Raw genomic sequence first — 17,553 nt, 5'->3', positions numbered from 1 at the left:
CCCCTGAACGGGTATAGTCGGTAGAGGGCGTTTAAGCTCATGGAGAAGAGGTGCTGCGGACGCGCGCGATCGTGCGCCGCGGTATGACACGAGTATCAGTCAGGAGGGTACGTTGCCGATGGCACCGAACAGCGATCGTGAGGTATTGGGACCGCAAGTCGCCCCGGCCGCACGACCTCAGGGGGGATCCACGGATCAGGCAACCCAGCCGGCCCCAGCCCCTGCACCCGCCCAGCCCCGCAAGTCGGCCCGCCAAACCCGCTCCACCCGCCGACCGGCCAACCTCCTCGGCCAGATGGCCACCCGCACGGAGAGCGTCCGCTACTGGCGCGCATTCATCAACGTCGCCCTCATGCTGGCCGACGCGGCCATGTACATCATCGCCGGCGCCACCGTCCTGGTCCTGCGCGATGAGGCCTACGCGTTCTACTCGCCGCGCATGTTCTTCACCATGGACCTTTCCGTCTACCTGATCATGTGCGCGATCTTCTGGGTGTGGTCGTTGCGCACGGTGGGCGTCTACCATCGCCACATCATGGGCGACGGCTACCAGCTCAACATGCTGCTCATCAAGGCCATGGTGGTCTGCTGGGTCATCCAGTGCGCCCTGAACTTCTTCTTCGGCTTCGAGCTCACGCTCCTCTCGCTCACCCTCGCGGTGTTCTGCGGCTGGGCGCTCACGGTGATCGAGCGCCTCATCGCCCGCTACTTCATCACGCGCAGCCGCGAGAAGGGCTCCTACGCCTACGCCACCGTGCTGGTCGGCTCCCCGGAGGGCATCGGCCGCATGCTCAAGTTCCTCAACCAGCGCCGCCAGCTCAACTACCGTCCGGTGGCCGTGTGCCCGGTCCGCCTGCATCCGGAGAGCGGTCTGATCCGCCCGGTTTCCGATCCCGATCGCCTTCACGAGCTGAACCAGCAGATCATGCACAACTGGGGCCGCGCGCTGCCCGTGCTGCAGTACGACGACCATGAGCTGGCCGAGCACATCGTGCAGGTGGGCGGCCAGACCGTGATGGTGTGCGACGTGATCGCCCGCTACTCGGAGAACTACAACACGTTCTCGGTGCGCATGGAGAGCCTCGGCCTGGAAATGGCCATGCTCGCCTCCGCGGCGGACACCGGCAACCACGAGATCCAGGTCCGCTCCATCCAGGGCACCACGATCATCACGCAACGCCTCGCCCAGTACACGCTCACCGCCATGGCCCTCAAGCGCGCGTTCGACATCGTGATCTCCAGTCTGGCGATCATCCTGTCCTCGATCATCACCATCCCCGTGGCGATCGCCATCAAGGCCACCGACGGCGGCCCGGTTTTCTACACCCAGACCCGCATCGGCCTGCGCGGCAAGCCGTTCAAGATGTACAAGTTCCGCTCCATGGTGGTCAACGCCGACGAGCTCAAGAAGAAGCTGGCCGAGGAGACCGGCCAGACCGACCGCTTCATCTTCAAGATGAAGAACGATCCGCGCATCACCCCGGTCGGCCACTTCATCCGCCGCTTCTCGATCGACGAGCTGCCCCAGTTCCTCAACGTCTTCAAGGGCGACATGTCCGCCGTGGGCCCGCGCCCGCCGCTGCCGGAGGAATACGCGCGGTACAATCAGGTGTACGCCACGCGCATGCTCGTCAAGCCCGGCATCACCGGCCCCTGGCAGGTGTCCGGCAGGTCCGATCTGTCCGCCGAGGAGAGCGAGGCGCTGGACGTGGCGTACGTCCAAAACTGGAGCGTTCTGGGGGACATCGTATTCCTGTTCCGTACCGTGGGCGCCGTGCTGAGCCATAAGGGGGCTTACTGACAGTGGCCGATCAATCCGACCAAACCAGCAATCCGAATAGCGGCGAGCCGGGGAATCCGGGCCAATCAACGCCCCCTGTGCCTCCGGCTCCTCCGGCCCCGCCTGTGCCCCCGGCCCCGCCTGTGCCCCAGCAGCCGGAGACTCCGAAGCCCGAGCCCTTCGTCGACATCGCGCCGATCGTCCAGCCGCGCGTCGATCCGGCCGCGATCGCCGCGGACAAGGCGGCCGCCGAGCATCATCGCCGTCGCCGCCGCATGAGCGCCGAACACATCAGGCGCATCAAGCGACGCAAGCGGATTCGCCGCATCCTGATCGGCGTGCTGATCATCGTCCTCGCCATCGCCGCCGTCGCCGGCTGGTTCGTGTCCAGCGCGCTCAAGGCCAAGGGCGAGGTGGAGGCGGCCGTCGCACAGGCCGGCAACATCCAGTCGCAGGTGCTGGGCGGCGACGTCGAGGCCGCCAAGGCCAGCATCTCCGCGCTGTCCGACCACATCGACGCCACCTACCAGCAGACCAAGAGCCCGGTGTGGGCCATGGCCACCGTGATCCCCAAGTACGGTTCCGATGTGAAGGCCGTGCGCGAGGTCATGTCGATTCTGGAGGACGTGAGCAACAACGCCCTGCCCAAACTGTCCAAGTCCGTGGAGGGGCTTGACCTCACGCGCATCGGCATCAAGGACGGGGCCGTGGATCTGGGCAACATGGCGTCGATCGCCACTGATCTGACCGCGGCCAACAAGTCGATCGCCGACGCGAATGTGAAGCTCCGCAACGTGGGCGGCACCAACATCCCGCAGCTCACCGAGGCGCTGGACACCGCCAAGGCCAAGTTCGCCGACCTGTCCAGTCTGGTTGATCTGGGCGCGCGCACCGCGAATCTGATGCCCGCCATGTTCGATCTTTCCCCCACCGGCGCGAACGACAGTGATGGTCGCAACTATCTGGTTCTGGTGCAGAACAACGCGGAGCTCCGTGCCACGGGCGGCATCTTCGGCTCGTGGGGCGTGCTGAACGTGCGGGACGGCAAGCTGAGCATGGGCGCGTTCCAGCCGGCGAAGAAACTGCCGAACGGCACCCCGGGCGTCACGCTCACCGCCGAGGAGAAGAGCCTGTTCACGGGCAAGATGGTCATCTACCAGCAGGATCCGGATTTCACCCCGGACTTCCCGCGCGCCGCCCAGATCTCCGCGGCCATGTGGAAGGCACTTGATGCGCAGGACACCGGCGGCGAGGGCCAGAACGTGGACGGTGTGATCAGCATCGACCCGGTTTTTCTGCAGCACTTGCTCGCCGTCACCGGCCCGGTCACGCTGCAGGACGGCACGCAGCTCGATGGCCAGAACACCGCCCAAACGCTGCTCAACAGCACGTATATGCGCATCACGGACGGCGATGCCCAGAACGCGTTCTTCTCGGCGGCCGCGACCCGCGTCTTCAACCATATGATCACCACGGCCGGCGGCAACAACGCGGGGCTGGTCAAGGCCGTGCAGGACTCCGTGAAGAACGGCCATATCTACCTGTGGAGCGCCCACGAGGACGAGCAGAAGCAGGTGGAGGGCACCGCGATCTCCGGCGAACTGGTCACCAACCCGGCCGATCCGGTCACCGGCGTCTACTTCAACGACGGCACGATGGGCAAGATGGACTGGTACCTCAAGCGCGAGGTGACGGCGGAATACGACAAGACGTACCCCACCGGCGCCAAGCAGTACACGGTCCACATCAAGCTCACCAACACCGCTGATCCGTCCAGTGCGGCCAATCTGCCCGAGCTGATCCGCGGGTACGAGGAGGGCGACAGTAAGAAGCCCCGGCACGGGGAGATCGTCACCGCCGCATACGTCTACGCTCCAGCCGGCGGCCGATTGGTCGACTGGCAGCTCACGGGCGCGGGTGCCGGCAACGGCGATTTCGACGCCGTGACCGTGCACAACGAGCTCACGGTGGGCGTGAAGCACATCACCCTGCAGCCCGGCGAAACGTTCGAGGCCACCGTGCATGTGATGACTTCGCCGCTGGTGGAGCCGGAGCGGGAGATGATTCTTCGCCAAACCCCCTTGATTGATTGATGGAATGGGGGCGCGGGGTGCCCCCGTTGTTAGTACACTTGAAACACAGAGCTTGGATTTGAGGAACGGAGTAGAGCTTTGGGCACGACAACCGAAAACGACGTTGTGAATGAAGGCGGTATGACCGTCCTTGATCTGCTGATAGCGGTCAGGAAGCACGTCATTACCGCGGCGATCACCTTCGTGGTGGTTGTGGCGGCCGTGACTGGATACACCTTCACCCGTACCCCCATGTACACGGCATCAGCCCAGCTACTGGCCACGTACAAGAGCTCCAGTGCCGCTCAGGATACGAACGCCGCCGGCCAGTTGAATTCCGGCGCCAGCTACATCAAGTCGCAGATCGCCACATACCCCGAACTGGTGAAGACCGAGGCCGTGCTGCAGCCGGTGATCGCCGATCTGGGCCTCAACACCACCGTAAGCGCGCTGGCCACGCAGGTCACCGCCTCCAATCCCACGGACACCATGCTGGTGGAGATCAGCGTGGAGGACGCCGACCCGAAGAGCGCCTCCAACATCGCCAACAGCGTGGCGGACAGCCTCACCAAGCAGATCACCGCCACCCTGACCAGCGACGAGGGCGAGAAGATCGTCTCCCCGGTCAACCTGACCAAGGTTCAGCAGGCCTATGTGCCGGCTTCTCCCAGCTCTCCGAACAAAAAGCTGAACATCGCGGCTGCCGTTGCCGGCGGTCTGATTCTGGGAGTGATCGCCGCGCTCATCAAGGACCTGCTCGACCGCCGCGTCCGCCAGGCCTCCGACGTGACCGCGATCGTGCCGGATACCCCGATCCTCGGCACCTTCTCCCGCAGCGACATGTTCACGGACAAGGCCCCCACGATCATCTCCCATCCCGTGGCGCGCGAGGCCGAGGAGATCCGCCGTCTGCGCACGAACCTCATGTTCTCCCTGCCGGAGACCAACCTGTCCAACGTGATCGTGGTCACCTCCGCCGGCCAGTCCGAAGGCAAGACCACCACCAGCGTCAACCTCGCCACCGCCTTCGCGGAGACCGGATCGAGCGTGCTGCTCATCGACGCCGACGTGCGCAACCCCTCCGTGTCCGGCCATCTGGGCATCGAAGGCAATGTGGGCTTGACCCAGCTGCTCACCAACCAGCTGTCCTCCCAGGACGCCATCCAGCGCTACTGGAAGCCGAACTTCCACGTCCTGCCCGCCGGCAAGCAGAGCATGAACCCCAGCATCATGCTCAACTCCCGCGCCATGAAGTCCCTCATCGCGCAGGTGGCCGGGCACTACGACCATGTGATCATCGACACGGCCCCCATGCACGTGGCCAACGACGCCGCCGTGTTCGCCAAGGAGGGCGGCGAACTGCTGCTCGTGGTCGGCTTGGGCGTGACCGAGAAGAAGGAGCTGCGCACCACCGCGCAGGAGCTCACCACGCTGGAGATCAAGCCCGCCGGCATCTCCCTGAACTTCGCCGAAGCCGAAAAGCAGAAGGACGATTACTACTACTATTACGGCTCCGATGAGAAGGATTCCAAGGGTTCGAAGGACTCCAAGGGCGACAAGGCCGGCAAGGACAAGAAGCACTGAGTGCGGTCGGGCGCGCCCTTCAGCTGGGTGCGCCCTGCCGCAAAATGAGCAGATCGGATGTGTACGTGGCCCGAATCGGGCCGTTATACATCCGATCTGCTCATTTTGGATTCCGATGGCGGCAGAGGGGCATTCGATCTGCTCATTTTGGAGTGGATTGGGCGCAGAATGAGCGAATCCATTGCGCGGGTGGCCCGAAAGCATGCCCGAAAGCCCGAAAGCATGCCTACGGCATCCGATTTGCTCATTCTGCGGCGGGCTGGGTGCAGAATGAGCGGATTGGATGTGTGAGTGGCCTGAACTGGGCCATCACGCATTGGATTTGCTCATTCTGTGTCAGGGCTGGTGCAGAATGAGCGAATTGGATGGGTGAGTGGTTTGAATCGAGCTGTCACGCATTGGATTCGCTCATTTTGGATTCTGATGGCGGCAGAGTGAGCAAATCGGATGCGTGACGGGGGTTTCGGGGGCACTGCGGCATTGGATTCGCTCATTCTGGGATGATGAGGCGGCAAAGTGAGCGAATCGGATGGGCAGTGGGTGCCGCAATGGACACTTTTGGCCCTCATAACGTCCATTTGGGCGCCCGGTCACTCGCGCCCGGTCGCCCGCCCGCACCCGCGTCCCGCCCTCGCCCGCGTCCCACCCGCACTGACCGCGGTTTCGCTTACCCTTGAAGCATGAGTGATTTCGAGCCGTTTTACGATGTGAACCGCACTTATGACGACAACTACGCGGACGGTCCGTTCGGGGCGTTCGCACAGGCGCTGAAGGCCGGCGATGCCGCCGGTAGCCCCGCCGCCGGTAGCCCCGCCGAATCGGCCGCCGTCCCCGCCGGAGTAGCCGGTAGCCCCGCCTCCGGAAGCCCCGCGACAGACGTCCCCGCCGGGGCGGCCAGCATCCCCGCCGGCCCGCTGCTCAACGCCCGCTACACCACGGCCGCCTTCCGCATGGGCTTCGATCTGGCCGTCTACAAAACCGTCCGCTCGCGCGCGTGGGGCTGCAACCCCTTCCCGAACGTGCTGGCCGTGCACCCCAAGTCGAAAACCGGCGAGCTGACGCCCGGCAGCGCGGAACTGGACGAGGGCGTGCTCGCGGACACCAACTACCAGCTGCCCATCTCCATCTCGAACTCGTTCGGCGTGCCCAGCCGCGACCCCGACGTCTGGCAGCCGGACATGCGCGACGCCATCGCCGCGGCCGGCCCGGGCCAGCTCCTCGTGCCGAGCTTCCAGGGCTCGCGCGCAGAGGGCATGACCCGCGAGGAGTACATCGCCGACCATGTGCGCACGGCCCGACTGGTGTGCGAGACCGGCGCCGGCCTCATGGAGATGAACACCAGCTGCCCCAACGAGGGCCACAATCGCCTGCTGTGCCATGACGCGCACCTGGTGGGCGAGATTACCGAGGCCGTCAAGAACGAGATCGGCGATCGTCCGCTCGTGGTCAAGCTTGCCTATCTGCCGGACGATCTGGACATCGAGCGCATGGTGCGCGAGACGGCGGCCCGCGGCACGGTTCAGGGATTCGCCACGATCAACACGATCAGCGCCAAGCTGGTGGATGCCAACGGCGATCAGGCGCTGCCGGGCGAGGGTCGCGACCGTTCGGGCGTGTGCGGCGCCGCGATCCGCTCCGCCGGCCTCGACATGGTCCGCCGCCTCGCCGCCGTGCGCGATCGTATGGGCCTCGACTTCACGATCGTGGGCGTGGGCGGCGTGATCCGTCCGGACGACTACACGGCCTATCGCGAGGCCGGCGCCGATGCGGTGATGTCCGCCACCGGCGCGATGTGGGACGCCAATCTGGCCCGCGAGATCAAGGCCTCCCTAGCCTGACGGGTGGCCTGACGATGGTGGCCTGACGCGCTCGGTCGCTCGGCGATATTCCCCATTCGGCTCGGGGCGCATTTCACCATGTCCCCACACGGTCTGTGGCAGACTGATGGATAGTTTCAAGAAGATCCCAGGGCAAGAGGAGAACGACGTGTCAACGGATTCCGAGGACATCCTGCATGTGAACGGCGGCAAGCCGCTGAATGGCGCCATCAAAGTGCGTGGCGCCAAGAACTTCGTGAGCAAGGCCATGGTGGCCGCGCTGCTCGCGCCCGGCACCTCCGTGCTCAAGAACGTGCCGGAGATCCGCGACGTGCACGTGGTCTCCGATCTGCTGCGCCTGCACGGCGTGAACGTGAACGTGGACGGCGAGAAGGGCGTGGTCACCATCGACGCGACCCATGTCAAACTCGCGTCGGTGGCGGACGTGGACACCCTGTCCGGCTCCTCCCGCATCCCGATCCTGTTCTCCGGCCCGCTGCTGCACCGCCTGGGCGAGGCGTTCATCCCGGCGCTGGGCGGCTGCGCGATCGGCGGCCGTCCCATCGACTTCCATCTGGACACCCTGCGCAAGCTGGGCGCCACCGTGGACAAGGAGCACAAGGACGGCATCCACATCACCGCGCCGAACGGTCTGACGGGCGCGAAGATCCACCTGCCGTACCCGTCCGTGGGCGCCACCGAGCAGACCCTGCTGGCCGCGGTGCTGGCCGAGGGCAAGACCGAGCTGTCCGGCGCGGCGATCGAGCCGGAGATCATGGATCTGGTGGCCGTGCTGCAGAAGATGGGCGCGATCATCTCCGTGGATGTGGACCGCACGTTCCGCATCGAGGGCGTCAAGGAGCTCAAGGGCTTCACCCACACCTCCCTGACCGATCGCATCGAGGCCGCCTCCTGGGCGTCCGCGGCCCTGGCCACGCGCGGCGACATCTTCGTCAAGGGCGCCACGCAGCCGGAGATGATGACCTTCCTCAACGTGTTCCGCAAGGTGGGCGGCGAGTTCGACGTGACGGACAAGGGCATCCGATTCTGGCATCCGGGCGGCGATCTCAAGCCCGTGGCGATCGAGACCGACGTGCACCCCGGCTTCATGACCGACTGGCAGCAGCCGCTCGTGGTGGCCCTGACCCAGGCGAACGGCCTGTCGATCGTGCACGAGACCGTGTACGAGAACCGCTTCGGCTTCACCAAGCCGCTGGTGCAGATGGGCGCGACGATCCAGCTGTACCGCGAGTGCCTGGGCTCCCTGCCCTGCCGCTTCCAGCAGCGCAACTACAAGCATTCGGCCGTGATCTTCGGACCCACGCCGCTCACCGGCCGCGACATCGACGTGCCGGATCTGCGCGGCGGCTTCTCTCATCTGATCGCGGCGCTCGCGGCCAAGGGGCCGTCGAACGTGCACGGCATCTCGCTGATCGACCGCGGCTATGCGGACTTCCGCGGCAAACTGCGCCAGCTCGGCGCGGACATCGACTGATCGTTCGCTGCGTTATCCGGTTGCATAGGGGTCGCCGCCATCATGGCCGCGACCCCTTCCTGTCTCAAGCGGGGGAGCTGCGGGGCAGCGGCGAGCGCGAATGGCGGGGCAACGGCGGTCCACAGCCTCCCGCGGCGACGCAATCCGTGGCACAATGGGGTGCATGGCATCCAAAGGAAAACCGTCGCCCCGCTCGGCCGTCAAGCCCCTGAGCGACGCGCAGGTGGCGAAGCTCGCCCGCGAACACACTCTCGTCGACCCCATGCGAGACTTTCCCACCGGCCCCAATCGCAAGGCCAACGTGGCGGAGATCAACGCGCAGCACCCCAAGGGCACCAAGCGCCTGCTGACGGGCGTGGACGTGGTGTTCCGCGCCAGCTGCAAGACCCGCGCGTGGGGATTGGACAACGTGCCCGAGACCGGCCCGTTCATCACCGCCGCGTCGCATGTGACCATGTTCGACGTGTTCGTGCCGATGGCATCGCTGTTCCACATGGGTCGCCGCCCGCGCTACATGGCCAAGGCGGAGATGGCCAAGTGGCCGGTGATCGGCAAATGGTTCCAGCTGGTGGGCATGCAGCCCGTCCAGCGTCATGCCGGCAAGGCGAAGGCGATCGAGGAGACGAGCGTGGGGATCCTCACCTCCGGTCGCCCGCTCACGGTGTGGCCCGAGGGCACGGTGACGCGCGACCCGCAGAAGTGGGTGATGAGCGTCAAGGAGGGCGTGGGATTCATCGCCCTCGAGGCGTCGCGCCGGTTGGGACGCGAGGTGCCGCTGTTCTGCGCCGCCACGTGGGGCGCGGCGAGCATCAACCACTGGTGGCCATGGCCGCGCAAGAACGTGGTGATGTGCTACGACCATCAGCTGGAGTACGGCGATCTGCTGGACGACATGGACGATTGGGGCGACGAGCCGCCGGCGGACAAGGTCAACGAGCTGACTGATCGCGTGTTCAAGCGCCTCAACGTGCTGATGGAGGAGATCCGCGGCGAGCGGTTCCCCGCCGAGGGCTACTGGGACTACCGCACGATGAGCCGCAAGCCGATCGACATCCACGCCTGACCGCCGAGCCGTATCGCGGGGCAGTCCCCTCGCGGGCATCCCCCTGTCATCCTGAGCACTGAGCCGTTAAGCGGACAGCCCCCCTGTCATTCTGACAACTGGGCGGTAACGCGGGCAGCCTCCCCCTGTCATCCTGAGCGGAGCGTAGCGGAGTCGAAGGATCCTTGGCCATTGCGCATACATTAAGGATCCTTCGCTTCGCTCAGGATGACGTTGAAACTAATTGTGAGCTATTAAAGGAGATACATAAACATGGTTAATGTCACCGTTCTGGGCGCCGGAGCCTGGGGTACCACCTTCGGCCAGGTCCTCGCCGACGCGGGCAACAACGTCACGATGTGGGCCATCGAGCCGGAGATTGTGGAGGGCATCCGCGACCATCACCGCAACGCCGTCCGCCTGCCGTCCGTCGAGCGCCTTCCGGAGAACATGACCGCCACCGGCGACCGTGCCGAGGCCGTGCGGAATGCGGAGATCGTGGTCGTGGCCATCGCCGCGCAGGCCGCGCGCAAGGCCCTCGCCGACTTCCGCGACCTGATCCCGTCCAATGCGATCGTGGTGAGCCTCATGAAGGGTCTGGAGCGCGGCACCAACAAGCGCATGGACGAGGTGGTGCGCGAGGCGCTGGACCTGCCGGAGAATCGCTTCGTGGCCGTCTCCGGGCCGAACCTGAGCAAAGAGATCGCCGCGCGCGAGCCCTCCGCCACCGTGGTGGGCTCCACCAACCCGTACGCGTCCGCCAAGGTGGCCAACGCCTGCTCCACCAACTATTTCCACCCCTTCACCTCGAACGATGTGATCGGCCTGGAGATGTGCGGCAGCCTGAAGAACGTGGTCGCGCTCGCGGTGGGCATGGCCCGAGGCGCCGGCTACGGCGAGAACACGGCGGCGATGATCGAGACGCGCGGACTGGCGGAGCTCACGGCCCTGGGCCAGGCCGCCGGCGCCGACCCGAAGACCTTCTCCGGGCTCGCAGGCGTGGGCGATCTGATCGCCACCTGCGGATCCCCTCTGAGCCGCAACTACACGTTCGGATCGAACCTGGGCAAAGGCCTGAGCGTCGAGGAGGCCACCAGGGTCTCCAACGGCGTGGCCGAAGGCGTGCCCACCACGGACGCGGTGGTGTCCTTGGGCGACCAGTTGCATGTGCCCACCCCGCTGGCCTGCGCGATGAGCCATGTGCTGCACGAAGGTATCAGTTGTGAGCAGATGCTGGGCGAACTGTTCGGCACCGAAATCACCGCGGAGTAAGCTGTCCCCCGCGGAAGCGAGTCATGGTCCCCGGATGGGGCGGGCCCGCAAACGGAACGAATCAACACAGAACCAAGAGGAGTGGAACGAACGATGGCGAAGAAGCGGATTGTGGTGTTGTACGGCGGGCGCGCGGATGAGCATCCGATTTCCTGCGTTTCCACGGCCGGCGTGCTCAAGGCCATTGACACGTCCAAGTTCGACGTGGTCCCGGTGGGCATCACGCGCGAGGGCAAGTGGATTGTGGACGGAGAGGATCCGCGCGGCTGGGATCTCAAGGGCAGCACGCTGCCCAGCGTGGAGGTCACGCCCGGATCCCGACCGGTGGTGCTGGACATCGCGATGGGTCAGGACGGTTTCTTCGCCGGCGACCCGGCCACGGGCGCTCTGGAGTCCCTGGGCCACATCGACGCGGTGTTCCCGGTCCTGCACGGTCCGTACGGCGAGGACGGCACGGTCCAGGGACTGCTCGAGATGATGAACGTCCCGTACGTGGGCTGCGGCGTGTTCGCGTCGGCCGCCTGCATGGACAAGCACTTCACCAAGGTGGTGCTCAACGCGGCCGGCATCCCCACCGCGCCCGGCATCACGCTGGACACCCGTCTGTTCAGCCAGTCCGATCAGTTCGCCTCGAATGCCGACGATGTGCTCGCCCGCGTCGAGGCCGCCGGACTCGCCTACCCGCTGTTCGTCAAGCCCTCCCGCGCCGGTTCGAGCTTCGGTGTGACCAAGGTGGAGGCCGCCGGCGATGCGGCCGCGTTGATCGCAGCCGTCTACGAGGCCAGCAAGCACGATTGGAAGGTGCTGGTGGAGCAGGGCATCACCGGCCGCGAGATCGAATGCGCGGTGCTGGCCCCCAAGCCCACCGACGAGCCGGCCGCCAGCTGGCCCGGCGAGATCGTGCTCGATCGTCGCAACGCCGGCGACGACCAGTTCTATGACTTCGACTCGAAGTACACCGACTCCGCCGCCTCCCACGTGGAGGTGCCGGCCAACCTGCCCGACGAGACCCTGCAGAAGGTGCGCGAGGTGGCCGTCAGGGCCTTCAAGGCGCTCGATCTGGCCGGCCTGAGCCGCGTGGACACCTTCGTGACCCCGAGCGGCGAGGTGATGATCAACGAGATCAACACCATGCCCGGTTTCACCCCGATCTCCATGTACCCCAAGGCCTGGGAGGCCACCGGCGTGAGCTACACCGAGCTGATCACCCGCCTGATCGAAGGCGTGCTGCGGTAGTTTGCCCGCGTCGCGCCCTTCGTCATCCTGAGCGCTGAGCCGTTAAGCGGACAGCCCAGTGGGCTGTCCGTAGGCGAAGGGAGCCGCCGCCAAGGCGGCGACGGTCCGGCGTAGCCGGACACCGAAGGGCGAAGTCGAAGGATCCTTAACCTTGTGCACTAAGTCAAGGGGCATCGATTTGTGCGCAATGGCCAAGGATCCTTCGCTTCGCTCAGGATGACAGCGGGGGACTGTTCGATCCTGAGCGGGCGGATGGCTTCCCTTGTCATCCTGAGTAGGCGGATGGCTTCCCTCGTCATCCTGAGCGGAGGCGTAGCCGCAGTCGAAGGATCCTTAATCTTCGCGCCCTGCCCCCATACCTCCCGATTTGCCCGGTTTGCGACCTTCCCGCCGGGCCGAACTGGGCAGATCCGGTCACTTCATTTGTGAACTGGGCAGATCGTGTCCGTTAGGGGCCCAAATCGGCCTCCAGATGACCGGATCTGCCCAGTTTGCAAAATCGGCGTCCCGTTTTGCCCAGTTTGCGTCATCGGTCGGGCCGAACTGGGTATTTTCGTCATCCTGAGCGCAGTCGAAGGATCCTTAATCTTGTGCACTAAGTCAAGGGGCATCGATTTGTGCGCAATGGCCAAGGATCCTTCGCTTCGCTCAGGATAACGGCGGGGGACTGTTCGATCCTGAGTGGGCGGGTGGCTTCCCTTGTCATCCTGAGCGAGCGGAGCGAGTCGAAGGATCCTTCGGCTTCGCCCTTCGGGCTTCGCTCAGGATGACGGTGGGCGCTCGCTCAGGATGACGGTAAAATTACGCACGGGAATGCTCTAAGGAGGCATCATGACCGATGAGCAGTTTCGGCGCGTAAGGCCCGCGGCGGTGGCGGGATCGTTTTACCCTAGTGATCCCGATCGGCTGAATGCGATGATCGACGGCATGCTGGATTATGCGGCCCGCACGCTCAAGCGCAGGCATATCCCCGCGCGCGTGTCGGCCGGGACCCGCGCATCGTGGCCCAAGGCGGTGATCGTGCCCCATGCCGGGTACGTGTACTCCGGTACCACAGCCGCTCTTGCTTACTCCCTGCTGGCTTCCGGACGCGGGACCATCCGCCGCGCGGTGATCGTGGGGCCCACCCATCGCGTGCCCGTGCGGGGTGTGGCCATGTCCACCGCCGACGCATGGCAGACCCCGCTCGGCAAGGTGGCCGTGGACGTGGAAGCCGAACGATCGGCGCTCGACGCCGGCCGGCTCATAGTCAACAACCCCACCCACGCGCGCGAGCACGCCGTGGAGGTTCAGGTTCCGTTCCTGCAGAAGGTGCTGGGACCGGAGATCTCGATCGTCCCGCTCAACGCAGGCGACGCGACGCCGCGCGAGGTCGGCGATGCGCTGCGGGCCCTGTGGGGTGGCCCGGAGACCGTGATCGTGATCAGTTCCGATCTGTCGCATTACCATCCCGAGCGCGTGGGGCGCGCGATCGACGATGAGACGATCGAACGCATCAACGCCCTTGACCATCCGATTTCGCCCGACCGCGCGTGCGGCGCGTATCCTATCAACGGCCTGCTCGATGTGATCGCAGGCGGGCTGCTGCCGGATAAGTTGCTGCCGGATGACGTACGGCCAGACGGGGAGGGCGGGACCATCGTTCACAATGCTGGTGACAATGTGGGCACAATGGACCCACGGTGTGCCCACATTGTCACCAGTGATTTTCACCATCACCATGCTCCCTCCGCCTTCCGGGGCTATCTGGAGCTGCTTGGCCGGTCCACGTCCGGCGATGACGGCGAGGTGGCGCTGGCGGGGGAGGACCGGCCCGCCATGGCCGATCCGAACGATCGTGTGGTCGGCTATGCCTCGTGGGCGCTGTGGGAGGTGCCGGACGACGGGGCGACTGAGCATGCCGAGCCCGCCGAATCCGCACAGGCCGCCGGGCCCGCACAGGCCGCACAGGCCGCCCAGTCCGCCGATCGGACGCCCGACCGCGAGGGTTCCGTGCTGCTGCGCCTGGCCCATACCGCACTGGCCGAGCATCTGGGCGTCGACGTGGACGGACCGTCGTCCGCGGACATCATCGCGGCCCATCCGTGGCTGGCCGAGCCGGGCGCGAGTTTCGTCACACTGACCGAGAACGGCCGGCTGCGCGGGTGCATCGGCTCGATCATCGCGCATCAGCCGTTGGGGCGGGACATTGCGGAACACGCCGTGGACGCGGCCGTGCACGATCCGCGGTTTTGGCCGGTGGGCGCCCAAGAATACCCGCTGCTGCACGTCGAGGTGTCCGTGCTGAGCGCCCCCGAACCCATGCGCGTCCAATCCCGCGAGTCCTTGGAACAGGCGCTTCGGCCGGGCATCGACGGGCTGATCCTGAGCGACGGCGAGGGTCGCTCCGCAACCTTCCTGCCGCAGGTCTGGGACGAGCTGCCGGATCCGCACGACTTCGTGTCCCACCTGCTCGCCAAGGCCGGGTTGTCCGCCGGGCGAACATGGCATGATGGGGAGATAACCGCGCGGCGGTACACTGTTCGTGCATACCGTTGACGCGTTGTTGACGGATTGTGACGAATTGTTGACTTGGTCGGTCCGCGCAGGGGCCGCAACAGAGCCCATCAACGGGCCGCGATCGGATGAAGGGAGGCTGCCATGACGGGACATCCGGCGCAATCGGCGCACACGCAGGTGATGCATCCGGTGTTCGGGCGGTGGCAGCATCCGCTTGACGATGGGCGCGTCCAGTGCGATCTGTGCCCGCGCGAATGCAAACTGCGCGAAGGCCAGCGGGGCTTCTGCTTCGTGCGATCGAACCACGACGGCCACATCGAGTTGGACACCTACGGCCGTTCCTCCGGCTTCGCCATTGACCCGGTGGAGAAGAAGCCTCTCAACCATTTCCACCCCGGCAGCGCGGTGCTGAGCTTCGGCACGGCCGGATGCAATTCCGCGTGCAAGTTCTGCCAGAACTGGGATATCTCGCGGGCGCGCGACTGGACGCGGGTGAGCCGCGAGGCCGAGCCGGACGACATCGCCGATCTGGCCGTGATGCACAACGCGCAGTCGGTCGCCTTCACCTACAACGATCCGATCGTATTCGCCGAGTACGCGATCGACACCGCCGACGCCTGCCGTGAGAAGGGCATCCACCCCATCGCCGTGACCGCCGGATACATGAACGCCTGCGCGCGGCCGGCCTTCTACGATGCCATGGACGCTGCGAACATCGATCTCAAGGGCTTCACCGAGGACTTCTACTGGTCGGTCACCGGCACGCATCTTCAGGACGTGCTGGACACCATCGACTACGCGGTGAACGAGGCGCGCACGCCCAATGGGGAGCATGTGTGGGTGGAACTCACCACGCTGCTCATTCCCGGCCGCAACGACGACGACGCGCAGCTGCACGCCGAGTGCGCGTGGATCCGTGAGCACTGCGGGCCGGACGTGCCGCTGCACTTCTCCGCGTTCCATCCCGACTACAAGATGATGGACGTGCCGCCCACGCCGCTCGCCACACTGCTGCGCGCCCGTGAGATCGCCTACGCTGAGGGGCTCAACTACGTCTACACCGGCAATGTGCACTACCCGGAGGGGGACACCACCTATTGCCCGAACCCGGAGTGCGGGGCCGTGCTCGTGGAGCGCGATTGGTACCGGATTTTGGAGAACCGACTGTCCGGAGGCGTTGCGGCGATCTGCCCCGAATGCGGTACTCCCATCGCTGGCCGCTGGTGAGCCAGGGCAGATCCTGGTCGTGGACCCGGGGTGTGACTTGGTGCGCGGTGTGTGACTCGGCGTGGGTTGTGACCGGGGCGCATCGTGACCCGGCGTGCATTGTGACTTGGTGTGTGACTTGGTGTGCGCCGTGACAGGGGGAGCGTGACTTGGTGTGTGACCGGGGGTGCATTGTGACCCGGCGTGTGACCGGGGGTGTCCGGCTGTGACCCGGTGTGGGCGCTCCCAGTCACACCCCTTGCAAAATGGCTTTATTTCAACGTTTTTAAGTCGCCGTGACCGGGCATGGGCACACCATGTCACACGCCCGGTCACAAGTGCACGCCGGGTCACACGCCATGTCACGGCGCACGCCCCCAGTCACACGCCCGGTCACAAGCGCACTCCCGGTCACACGCCATGTCACAGTGCGCACCCCTGGTCACGGTTTGTTCCCAGTCGCACGTCTTGTCACGCCGCACGCTCAGTCATGGGCGCGCTCCCTGTCACACGCCATGTCGCGTGCCCGGTCACAAGCGCACTCCCAGTCACGCCTCCTCGGCGTCCCCCATGGCACCCTGCTCCAGGAAATCAGACCCCGCCAGCGTGCGCACGATCGTGTCGCGCATCGTCGACTGGAAGACGCCCGGCTTCGCGAACGCCCAGACCTGACCCTCCATGCCGTACGGCGAAAAGCCGGTGAACTTCACCAGCGGCTTGGTGCCGTCGAGCTGCATATCGGCCGTCGCGGCACTCACCTCGGCCACGATCCGCGCGGTCACCGCATCGGTATCCACCCCCGCGCGGGCCGTGAACGGCACAGTCACCAGCGACTCGTTGGATGCGGGCATCTTCTTGAGCTCCTTGGTGTTGAGCACCGAGTTGGGGATGATCAGCTCGTTGCCGCCGCGCTCGCGGACCACGGTATGCCGCCACGTGATGTCCTTGACCGTGCCGGTGGCTCCGGCGATCGTCACCTCGTCGCCCGGCTGGATCACCTTGCCCAGCATCAGGCCGAAGCCGCCGATCACGTTCGCGATCGTGTCCTTCAGACCCAGTGAGATCGCAACGCCGCCGACGCCAAGGGCGGTGATGATCGTGCTCGGGTTGATGCCGAACACCGGTTGCAGCACCATACAGGTGGCGATCACCCAGACCACCACGCGCAAGATGTTCGCGAAGATCGATGCGCTGGGCACGTCGGTCTTGTCCAGCAGGCGCATGGTGCCGCGCTTGATCAGCCGCGAGGCCACCGCGGCCACAATGAGCACGATGATGAGGAAGATGATTTTGCCGGAGTTGGCCAGCAGCCAGTCAAAAATGCGTTCCATACCCGCCATCCTAGCGGTCGATCGATGCGCAATGGCCAAGGATCCTTCGGCTTCGCGCTCCGCGCTTCGCTCAGGATGACGTGGGGCTTTTCGTCATCCTGAGCGGAGCCCGTCAGGGCGGAGTCGAAGGATCCTTAACTTTGCGCTCAGAATGACGGAGCGTCCCCACCCCTCCGTCCCCTCCATCCCATCCCCCCGCAACCCGCCCGACTCGCTGGA

The 17,553-nt window shown here is 65.6% G+C and carries 11 protein-coding genes; 10 read left to right on the top strand and 1 reads right to left on the bottom strand.

All coding sequences use genetic code 11. From position 1 onward, the window contains the following. Positions 1 to 295 precede the first annotated feature (295 nt). The 10 genes from EMO90_RS06285 (at position 296) to amrS (ending at position 16,024) form a co-directional block, all read left to right on the top strand. Positions 296 to 1,801: a sugar transferase gene (locus tag EMO90_RS06285; protein ID WP_150354606.1), complete on the top strand. Its 1,506-nt coding sequence runs from the start codon at positions 296 to 298 to the stop codon at positions 1,799 to 1,801. Between the two features lie 122 nt (positions 1,802 to 1,923). Further along, positions 1,924 to 3,873, top strand: a complete 1,950-nt coding sequence (locus tag EMO90_RS06280; RefSeq protein ID WP_223849806.1) for a DUF4012 domain-containing protein — start codon at positions 1,924 to 1,926, stop codon at positions 3,871 to 3,873. 120 nt (positions 3,874 to 3,993) lie between these two features. Then, positions 3,994 to 5,436 carry a polysaccharide biosynthesis tyrosine autokinase gene (locus EMO90_RS06275; protein ID WP_150354603.1) on the top strand — a complete coding sequence of 481 codons (1,443 nt, stop codon included), beginning with the start codon at positions 3,994 to 3,996 and terminating at the stop codon, positions 5,434 to 5,436. A gap of 680 nt (positions 5,437 to 6,116) precedes the next feature. Continuing rightward, entirely contained in the window at positions 6,117 to 7,274 is a 1,158-nt protein-coding gene (locus tag EMO90_RS06270; protein ID WP_150394992.1) for a beta/alpha barrel domain-containing protein, read from the top strand. A 148-nt stretch (positions 7,275 to 7,422) separates the two neighbouring features. Further along, complete coding sequence (gene murA, locus EMO90_RS06265; protein WP_190972122.1) at positions 7,423 to 8,748, top strand: UDP-N-acetylglucosamine 1-carboxyvinyltransferase; 1,326 nt, start codon at positions 7,423 to 7,425, stop codon at positions 8,746 to 8,748. Between the two features lie 163 nt (positions 8,749 to 8,911). Beyond that, the gene (locus tag EMO90_RS06260) at positions 8,912 to 9,811 is read left to right on the top strand and encodes a lysophospholipid acyltransferase family protein (RefSeq protein ID WP_150355114.1); all 900 of its coding nucleotides are present in this window, start codon (positions 8,912 to 8,914) and stop codon (positions 9,809 to 9,811) included. A gap of 252 nt (positions 9,812 to 10,063) precedes the next feature. Continuing rightward, positions 10,064 to 11,062 carry an NAD(P)H-dependent glycerol-3-phosphate dehydrogenase gene (locus tag EMO90_RS06255; RefSeq protein WP_150355115.1) on the top strand — a complete coding sequence of 333 codons (999 nt, stop codon included), beginning with the start codon at positions 10,064 to 10,066 and terminating at the stop codon, positions 11,060 to 11,062. Positions 11,063 to 11,155: 93 nt separating this feature from the next. Then, entirely contained in the window at positions 11,156 to 12,298 is a 1,143-nt protein-coding gene (locus EMO90_RS06250) for a D-alanine--D-alanine ligase family protein (protein ID WP_150355116.1), read from the top strand. An 831-nt stretch (positions 12,299 to 13,129) separates the two neighbouring features. Further along, positions 13,130 to 14,836, top strand: coding sequence for an AmmeMemoRadiSam system protein B (gene amrB, locus EMO90_RS12410; RefSeq protein ID WP_223849868.1), 1,707 nt, complete (start codon positions 13,130 to 13,132; stop codon positions 14,834 to 14,836). 102 nt (positions 14,837 to 14,938) lie between these two features. Then, positions 14,939 to 16,024, top strand: a complete 1,086-nt coding sequence (amrS, locus tag EMO90_RS06235) for an AmmeMemoRadiSam system radical SAM enzyme (protein WP_150355117.1) — start codon at positions 14,939 to 14,941, stop codon at positions 16,022 to 16,024. A gap of 527 nt (positions 16,025 to 16,551) precedes the next feature. On the opposite strand, the gene EMO90_RS06230 is transcribed toward amrS, so the two are convergent. Further along, the gene (locus tag EMO90_RS06230; RefSeq protein WP_190972123.1) at positions 16,552 to 17,334 is read right to left on the bottom strand and encodes a mechanosensitive ion channel family protein; all 783 of its coding nucleotides are present in this window, start codon (positions 17,332 to 17,334) and stop codon (positions 16,552 to 16,554) included. Positions 17,335 to 17,553: the final 219 nt, after the last annotated feature.

Source organism: Bifidobacterium vespertilionis (assembly GCF_008698145.1).
In the GTDB taxonomy this organism is placed as follows: Bacteria; Actinomycetota; Actinomycetes; order Actinomycetales; family Bifidobacteriaceae; genus Bifidobacterium; species Bifidobacterium vespertilionis.
Note: the sequence above shows the minus strand (reverse complement) of the source record. Positions and strands in the feature narration are given on the sequence as shown.